9 protein-coding genes and 1 pseudogene are annotated in these 8,564 nt (G+C 30.5%); 2 read left to right on the top strand and 8 right to left on the bottom strand.

The genetic code is table 11. From position 1 onward, the window contains the following. Positions 1 to 134 precede the first annotated feature (134 nt). Both ACEW8E_RS10900 and nblS read right to left on the bottom strand, forming a co-directional pair. A pseudogene (locus ACEW8E_RS10900) lies at positions 135 to 329 on the bottom strand (cytochrome ubiquinol oxidase subunit I); the annotation flags it as partial. A gap of 135 nt (positions 330 to 464) precedes the next feature. Then, the gene (nblS, locus tag ACEW8E_RS10895; protein ID WP_373480370.1) at positions 465 to 2,393 is read right to left on the bottom strand and encodes a two-component system sensor histidine kinase NblS; all 1,929 of its coding nucleotides are present in this window, start codon (positions 2,391 to 2,393) and stop codon (positions 465 to 467) included. A gap of 120 nt (positions 2,394 to 2,513) precedes the next feature. Between nblS and ACEW8E_RS10890 the strand changes: the two genes are divergently transcribed. Next, entirely contained in the window at positions 2,514 to 3,074 is a 561-nt protein-coding gene (locus ACEW8E_RS10890; protein ID WP_373480369.1) for a DUF4340 domain-containing protein, read from the top strand. A gap of 316 nt (positions 3,075 to 3,390) precedes the next feature. On the opposite strand, the gene ACEW8E_RS10885 is transcribed toward ACEW8E_RS10890, so the two are convergent. From ACEW8E_RS10885 to ACEW8E_RS10865, 5 genes are all read right to left on the bottom strand, one after another. Next, complete coding sequence (locus ACEW8E_RS10885; RefSeq protein WP_373480368.1) at positions 3,391 to 3,963, bottom strand: DUF3318 domain-containing protein; 573 nt, start codon at positions 3,961 to 3,963, stop codon at positions 3,391 to 3,393. Next, entirely contained in the window at positions 3,941 to 4,150 is a 210-nt protein-coding gene (locus tag ACEW8E_RS10880) for a hypothetical protein (protein ID WP_373480367.1), read from the bottom strand. Before ACEW8E_RS10880 ends, ACEW8E_RS10885 begins: the two co-directional genes overlap by 23 nt. 224 nt (positions 4,151 to 4,374) lie before the next feature. After that, entirely contained in the window at positions 4,375 to 4,731 is a 357-nt protein-coding gene (gene folB, locus ACEW8E_RS10875) for a dihydroneopterin aldolase (RefSeq protein ID WP_373480366.1), read from the bottom strand. Positions 4,732 to 4,769: 38 nt separating this feature from the next. Beyond that, positions 4,770 to 5,870 (bottom strand): AI-2E family transporter, encoded by a 1,101-nt coding sequence (locus tag ACEW8E_RS10870; RefSeq protein WP_373480365.1) that lies wholly within the window; start codon positions 5,868 to 5,870, stop codon positions 4,770 to 4,772. 40 nt (positions 5,871 to 5,910) lie between these two features. Next, entirely contained in the window at positions 5,911 to 6,603 is a 693-nt protein-coding gene (locus tag ACEW8E_RS10865; RefSeq protein ID WP_373480364.1) for a TerC family protein, read from the bottom strand. A gap of 154 nt (positions 6,604 to 6,757) precedes the next feature. Here ACEW8E_RS10865 and ACEW8E_RS10860 point away from each other — a divergent pair, with 154 nt between their 5' ends. Next, positions 6,758 to 7,159, top strand: coding sequence for a pre-16S rRNA-processing nuclease YqgF (locus ACEW8E_RS10860; protein ID WP_373480363.1), 402 nt, complete (start codon positions 6,758 to 6,760; stop codon positions 7,157 to 7,159). 232 nt (positions 7,160 to 7,391) lie between these two features. On the opposite strand, the gene ACEW8E_RS10855 is transcribed toward ACEW8E_RS10860, so the two are convergent. Further along, a complete protein-coding gene (locus tag ACEW8E_RS10855; protein ID WP_373480362.1) occupies positions 7,392 to 7,886 on the bottom strand; it encodes a type II toxin-antitoxin system RelE/ParE family toxin in 495 nt (164 codons plus the stop codon). Between the last annotated feature and the right edge of the window lie 678 nt (positions 7,887 to 8,564).

The following is an 8,564-nucleotide window of genomic DNA, read 5'->3' as shown; positions in this document are numbered from 1 at the left end:
TGGTGAAGCCTTAGAAGCGTTTCGCACCGCCATATCTTTTCGCTTTTTTCAATGGTTAAAAGATAATATTGAGGTATTTACTAATTATAAAGCAAGTTTGGGCTTTGTTTGGGCATAATTTTTGTTTAAGTACCGTTAAGTACATAAAGTTTTGCCCAAAATCTTGCATGATAGTAATAGTCTGGATTTTTGGTTTTTAGCCACAAGCCTTCTACGATAACTAAATATATTGCCATACCAGTGGTTAATACTGGCCATAACATATGAAAAATAGCAGTAAAAGCAAACTGCATCCGAGAAAGAATTAAAGTATCTGAAAGAAAATCCATAAATTGCTACAGTTATTATTAATTGCCTTTTTATTGTAGTCACTATTTTGGTTTGACGAATCGTCTTTCTTTATTTTGTCAAACTTTCAAAACTTTCTCTCACTTTTTTGTCTATTTCTTGACTTATTTTAAAAACTAATGTAGTCTGTGATCTTGATATATTTGTAAGTCAAACCAAAAAGTTGTACCTACTCCTACTTCGCTAGTTAAGTGAATTTGGCTATTATGTTTATCGGCAATATTTTTGACAATCGATAAACCTAAACCTGTACCTTCTAAAGTATGTACTCTATTTTCTACTCGGAAAAAACGCTCGAATATAGCCTCTTGGTCTTCTGGTGCAATACCTATTCCTGTATCAGTAATTTCCACTCTTACATGAGAATATTCAGAAGGATTTTCAGGGTTGTTTTGTACTGCATAAGCCTTAATGGTAACGCTACCTTCATCTAAAGTAAATTTAAGGGCATTGCCAACTAAATTAGTAAATACTTGTAAAAGTAAGTCATAATGTCCCCAAATTGGTGGTAATGAAGGCTCAATATTTTGGATTAATTTAATGTTTTTATCTTTAGCATTTAGTTGATATGTTCTTAAAGTTTGTTCGATAGGTTGCGCTAAATCTAAAGGAGAAAATTGATAACTTCTCGAAGATTCTAAACGAGATAAATCTAAGACATCATTAACTAATCTGGTAAGTCGATCTGTTTCGTTATTTGCTGTTTGTAAAAACTCTAATTTTTCTGCTTCCGTTAAATCTTCTCCGTATTCAAAAAGGGTTTCAATAAAAGATTTAATATTGAATAAAGGTGTTCTTAATTCATGAGAAACATTACTAATAAATTGACTTTTAGCTTCATTTAATTCTGCTTCTTTCGTAATATCTTGTACAGTCATCACAATTCCTTTGATGTTTTCTCTATTTTGATCAAAGACTTGAGTTAATAAAATTCTAAAAGTATGAGGATTAGAGGAGTTTAAATTAATGGTAAACTCTCCTCTGGTGGGTAAAATATTATTATGATCTTTTTCTACTTCTTGATGTTCTCCTTGAGAAATATTCTTCAAAGGTTGTTGCAGTTGTTGAGTAACTTCTAAGGGTAAATATTCTAATAAATTTTCACCGATAATATGAGTTTCTTCCCATTCAAACATTCTTCTAGCTGCTGGATTTACTAAGATTAATTTTAGCTGTGAATCTAGTAAAATTGCTCCATCGGCAATAGTGGAAACAAGGGTTTCTAATTTGGCTTTTTCGGCGGTTAATTCTTCAATATTTTGTTCTTCATATTTCTCTAAAATTTCAGCCATATCATTAAAACTTAAAATCAATTCTCCTAACTCTCCTCCTAAAGGTAAGTCAATTCTTTGTTTAAAATTTCCTGTGGCAATATTTTTCACTCCTAACAATAATTCTTTGATGGGTTGGGTTATAGTTAAAGCGTTAAAGACTCCTCCTAGAATCACCATGGCCCAAATAGAGATAAAAACCGCGATGGTAACGTCTCTAGTTAAGTTGGATGAAGCCACCACCGTGGGATTAGGATTAATGCCTATGGCTAACACTCCTAAATATTGATTCTCCGAAAATAAAGGTACAAATACATCGGTAACAATACCATCAGGAGTTAAATGTTGTCTAACTACGGGAGTTTTAACATGGGTTTGATAATCTTCAGGTAACTCTAATTTTCTTTGAATGGTAAGAGAATTTTTGACTTCGTCTTGAGAAAAGGGAATCCCGAAAAAAATATGTCCTTCTTCGTTAGCATAAATAATATATCTTACACTAGATGTACTATTAAAAAATCTTCCCGAAAATTGTGCCACTTCTGTTAATTTATCTTCCCCAATCAACGGCGCAACATTACTGGCTAATAGTAATCCTAAATCTCTACCAAAACGAGTATCGTTCATTTGAGCATCTTTTTGAATGGAATTGACTGCCCAAAATGTTAAACTACTCATTACTAATGATACCACTAGGGTGGCGATCGCCATTAATTTAGTTTGGAGGGTAAATTCTGACCACCAACGCGCGATAATTTCTTTAAGTACTTGCACCAGATTAATTAATAATAGTAAACAGTGAATGGAGAAGAAAATTGAGAGTTTTTAAACAACAATTGATTTTGATTTTCTTTGTCGGGGATGTTTATTAATTGTAAGTCTTCATTTTTCAAGATGAAATTTAATCGCACAACAATATCATTGGTAATTTTAGCATTAGGTTTAACGGGGTTTGTTTTTTTTAGGGAAATTAAGGATCAACAATTTGATCTTACTTCTAAAATAGATAAACAAGAGGAAAAAAAGGAGAAAATATTTACTTTTGACACTAAAGAGATTAAAAATATTGACATCGAAGTAAATCAGGAAAAAATTAGTTTTGAGAAAACAGATAAAAATATTTGGCTGATGACACAACCTCAAAAACTAAAGGTAAATGATGCCGCCATGAATTTTCTAATCAACTTATTCAATCAAGCAGAAAATAAGCTAGAAATTCCTTCAACGCCAGAAAAAATACAAGAATTTGGTTTAGATAAATCTCGCCATAAAATTTCTTTAATTTTAAACAATGGCGATAAATATCAAATAATTCTTGGTAAGGGGAATTTTGACGATACCGCAATTTATGCACAAGTTATTTTTCCTGAATCCCTAAAAGCAAAACAAAATATTTTTTTAGTATCTAAAAGTTTTCAATACGCCATTGAAAGAGATTTAGAGGAATGGAAATAATTAATTAAAATGAGAAAAAGAAAATCAAAGAAAAATAAAAAAAGAAAATTTCCGTCTATTCTTACTTTTATCGATAGCAAATTAATAATAGATAATTTTATTGATTTTGATAAAATTTTTTAATAAGAGTATTTTTTTTATAATGTTTAAAGTAGAAGAAAACTTGTTTATTAATACTGTTTATTAGGATCTTAAACTTGTTCATTAATTACAATTATGTAGATTATTTTGGGTTGATTTGAATTATAAAAATTGATTAAAATTTGAAGTGCTAATATTAATTACTTTCCTTGAAAACTAATAAATGTTTATAAAACTATATTTTTAATTTTTTTAAGTTTTTAATTCTTAATAATTCCGTAACACTGAAAGTTTGACGAGATTCTAAAGCAGGTAAAGATTCAATGGCATTTAATAAAGCCTCTTTCGCTTCAATGGTGGAATAACCTCGTGTTAAAGCTATTTTGATGGCTTCTTCATCGGCGTTTAATTCTTTTTCCACAATTAGATTTTGCTTCCAAATTTTATTCCCAGCTATAAATAAAAAACTACCAAATAATGCAGTGCCGACAATATTTTGTTGTATTAATTCTACGGAAAATCCCAGCAATGTAGCTAAAGCAACTCCTTGATAAACGTCAAATTTAACAAGTTTTACCTTTACTAAAAAAGCCACAGTGTACAATAAAAGTAAATCTCTTTGAGGTAAGGATAACCTTTTCCATAAATCAAAATTAATATATATAATCCGATTTTTTGATTGCCAAGGAAGAGGAGAAAAAGTCGTAATTGTCTTAGATTGTTGAGGTTTACTGACAATCCGACATAACATTCTCCCCGAAGCAGGCATTAAATCTTGTAATCGATTAATTTCCTTTCCTATACTCATCTTGTCCTCGAATTTCATGAGAGGGTAAAACAGCATCCTGTAACCAACAGGTTTCTAACAATCTAATTTTATATAAATACCAAAATCGAGTTGGTTTCCACACAGATTCTTGCTCAATATCTGGTGTTAAAGATTGATTTAGATATTGCCAAGTAGCACGACTTATTTTTTTTATGCTGTAAATCATCTTATTTATCTCCTAATAAGTTATCAATAAAACAAATTCACTTCCTCACAGCCATTGGCTTATACATATTAATTTGACCAATTTCTTGATATTTTATATCAGGGCGAAAAAGAGAGATAAATAGAGATAGAAGGAGAAAATGCCTTTTATTTCCCTAAATTTTCCTGAATTTAGCCTTTAAAAAAATTAGTAATAATTGACAAATAAGTAAACTTTTGTTGCATTTATAGACTTCTAGTAATATCAATAGTAATTCTTCCTTCAAAATCAGGAATAGGAGGAGATAGTTTAGATAGTTTTACTCTCACTTTATTAATGAATTTAATTTTTAACACATCCTCGGCGATAACATCCGCTAATTTTTCCACTAACGCAAATTTAGCAGTTTTGAGCAAATGTTTAACGAGACTAATTGCCTGACGATAATCAACGGTGTCGTCTAAATTATCACTTTTGCCTGATGGTTGCAAATCTACCCATAAAACTAAATCGACCTCAAACCATTGTCCTAAAGTTCTTTCTTCTGGTAATAACCCTGTATAACCATAACCACGAATACCAGTAACTTTAATACTATCCATACTTTATTTTACTTAAATTTACTGTTACTTATGATACCTTATTCCTCATGAGTAATTACTAATGATTCATTGTTTAAGGTTGATTCTGAGGGAATTTTTATGTAGAGATTTTCTAGTATAACACCAGCACCTGCCACCCAAGGAGGTGCAATTAAAGCGCCAATAATACCTAATACTTGCACTCCTCCTAACACGGCTAGTAGTTGATATAACGGTTGTACTTTAACACTAGAGCCTACTAATAAGGGATCTAATACATAGGTTTCTACATTTTGGATAATTACAAATAATAACAGAACCCACCCAAATATCCAACCACCTTGGGCGATGGCGACAATTAAGGCTGGAATTGAGCCTAAAACTGGTCCAAAAAATGGTATTAAGTTAGTAAAACCTGCAATAACTCCTAATCCTAAAGCAAATTCTGTAATACCGATAAATTTTAAGCCGATGGTAATGGCTACCCCTAAGATTAAAGATACTAAGATTCTACCTTGAATATATTTTCCCATACGATCGCTTACAGGGGCAAATTGAGCTTCTAAACGGGAATCCCAAGGAGAAGGAAATAAACTGACAAAATCTTTAATTAATCGACTCGAACCAGCTAACATATAACCAGAAAGAATGATAGAAAGAAGGATATTAAAAACACCGCCAACGATGCCTTTAGTAACCCCTAATGAGCTAACAATAAGCTTTTGACTCCATTTTACCGCCCAAGCCGTTAAACCTTGTAAATCTAACCATTGATCTATTAAGTTTAAGGCTTTTGGTTCAGTAATGCCAAAACGGATAATTAAAGATTGAGTTAAAGAAGTGATAATGTCTAAATATGTTGGCAACTTTTGTAATAATCTTTGAATTTGAGTTATTACAGTAGGCCCGATAATTAAACCAGCCCCAGTAATGATTAAAATAATGAGTAAATAAGCTAAAATCACCCCTAACCATCGAGGAATCTTGATTTTTTCGCTATAGTCAACGATAGGTGCTAAGGTTGCCGCTAACACTGCTGAAATCATTAAAATAACCAATAAACCTCTTAATTGCCATAACAAAATTATCGATAAAAAAGTTACGGTAATAAGGGCGATACTACTAAGAGAAATAGAAGTGGGAGTCCTTAATTTAGTCATATAATAATTTCAGATTAATTAACTATATATTGTCTGAAAATTAAGAATTTTGCTCAATTTCATTTTTTTTAGAAAATCCCCACACAAACATCCCAATAATAACGCCAATCATAAGCCATTCTGGAGGCACGAGAGTAGGATAAGCGACTTTCACTATTAGTCTTAAACCAACTAAACCAACGGTAATAAACCCTGCGTCTTGTAAATGAGTAAATTCTTCAATCCAACGAATAAATAATTGTGCGAGAAAACGTAAAGCAATAACGCCAATTGTACCTCCTGCGAGAATCAACCAAATTTCATCGGCAACGGCGATGGCCGTGGTAACACTATCTAAAGAAAAGGCTAAATCTGTAAAGGCAATCATGGGGATAGCTTGCCATAAACTCGTAAAATTTAATTTTGATGAATTTTCCTCCTCTCCTTCGCTATTACTAGAAAAATATTGATAGGTTAACCATAATAAATACAAGCCTCCTAGTAAAGAAAATTGCCAATATTTAATCACCCAAGTGGCGGTTACAATTAATGTCATTCTTAAAACATAAGCCATTAATAAGCCAATATTTAAAGCGTAGTTTTGTTGTTTTTCATCTTTCAATCCTTGGGCAATAGAAGCTAAGGCAATGGCGTTATCTGCGGATAAAACTGCTTCTAAAGCCACGAGAATGATGAGAATAAAAACCGTATCAATGCCAAAATCAATAGAAGGATGTAAAATTTGGTCAAGCATTAAAATTTTGTACCTTGTTCAATGAGTGTTACTATGAGTTGAATTATGGGTTTAAGCTGATTATCTTTTTCTTTGATAAAGTAATTATCTTTTCTGGTGCTTAATCTTCCCAATATTTTCTATTTTATTATTAAAGTATCTTTTTAGTATAGTTATGATTCTAGGATTTGATCCGGGTAGAGATAAATGTGGGGTAGCTGTTCTTGATATTAATAAGAAAATATTATATAATAAAGTCGTTGATAGTGACAAGGCGATCGGCATCATTGAGGAATTAATCAAAAAATATAACCCTTTAAAAATAGTAATGGGAAATCAAACCACTTCTAAACAGTGGAAACAGCGATTAAAAGATAATTTAAACTTATATATAAACTTACAATTAGTGGACGAAAGAAATAGCACTGTAGAAGCAAGACAAAAATACTGGGAAATGTATCCACCGAAAGGGTTAACTCGATTGATACCAAAAGGGTTAAGAATCCCCCCTCGTCCAGTAGATGATATTGTAGCGATTATACTCATTGAACGATATTTGAATAAAAATGATCAATAATGAAGCCAAAATAATTGTAAATTAGATCTTTCTTGGTTAGAAAATAATTTTAAGATTAAAGTAGCTGAAAAAAGATAATATTATCCCCTTATTTAAGGGGAATTTGGTAAGATATTATGATTATTAACTCTATAAAACCATAAATTGACTCATCGCTTCTTGACGAGCGGATACGCTCATATCTGACCAAAAATCATCAAAAGACAATACATTATTAGGATTATTTAGATAGTTAATATATTCTTTTTCTGCTATACTTAATTTGTTGTTTATACCAAGTAATAGGATTGCAATTATCTTTATTACCACCTCCTAATAAAATAGGCATTCTTTTAGGCGTAAAAGTATAAAATATTCTGATAGCTTCATTGTTACTATTAATTGGTCTTAATTCTCTTAAATTAAAATTTGTCCCCTTAATCTTACTGCTATTCTCTGCACCTAAATTAACTCCTTTTTCTTCTAAATAATTAATTACAATCGAAATTTTTATTTGACTTTTTTCATCTAATTGAGAAAAATAGTTTAAGAATTTTTCCGAACAAATAATATTCCATTCTCGATAGCCAATTTTAATAATAAATATACGATTATTTTCAATTTTTACATATAATTTAATATCGCAGTTACAATCAATTTCTTGTACATTAACTCCCCGATAATTAATAGTTTTACTAAAAGTTACCTTATCTAAAGTATTTTCTAATAAACCAAATTGCCTTTCCAAAAGATTAATTTCTTCTGAATCTAACTTTAGTATTTGTGTTAAAATTTTATCGCTAATAATTAAACTAGAATAACAATAACTGAATCTTTCTTTTAAAGTATCAGAACGTTTTTGATTTAGATTATCTAACTTTTTTTCGATCTCTTGAATCTCAATATCTTTAGCTTTTAACTTTTCGACATTGACTTCATTTTCACTCTGAAGATTGCGTAAATTATTCTCAAGTTTTACTGCTTCATCTAAATAAAATTGAGTGAATTGTTCAGCTTCTATTCTTTTGTTTAGTTCAGCTTCTAACTCTAATTTAATTTTTAAATCATCAGTATTCTTTAATGTTTTTTCTAATTCTAATCTGGCGTTATAGGCTTTATTTAGTTTGATTGTTAATTATCTTTTTCTTGAGTAACTTGATTAATTTTGAGTCGATAATTTTCTATTTCTGTCTCTAATTGCTCAATTTTACCTAACTGATTTTGCAAGGATTGATATTGTTGAAAAAGATATTTATTTTGGATAATTAAATGTTCATATTCTTTTTGGGCGTTGCTGAATTAAGGTATGATTTTTAGATAAAGGGGTCAAATTATCAAAAATAAAAAAATGATACAATGTCCAGAGTGCGGGTCTAAACATATTCACAAAAATGGAATTAAAAAAGGAAAGCAAAATCATCTTTGT

The organism is Geminocystis sp. (assembly GCF_041753295.1).
Lineage (GTDB): Bacteria > Cyanobacteriota > Cyanobacteriia > Cyanobacteriales > Cyanobacteriaceae > Geminocystis.
This window is presented reverse-complemented; position numbering and strand designations above follow the sequence as displayed.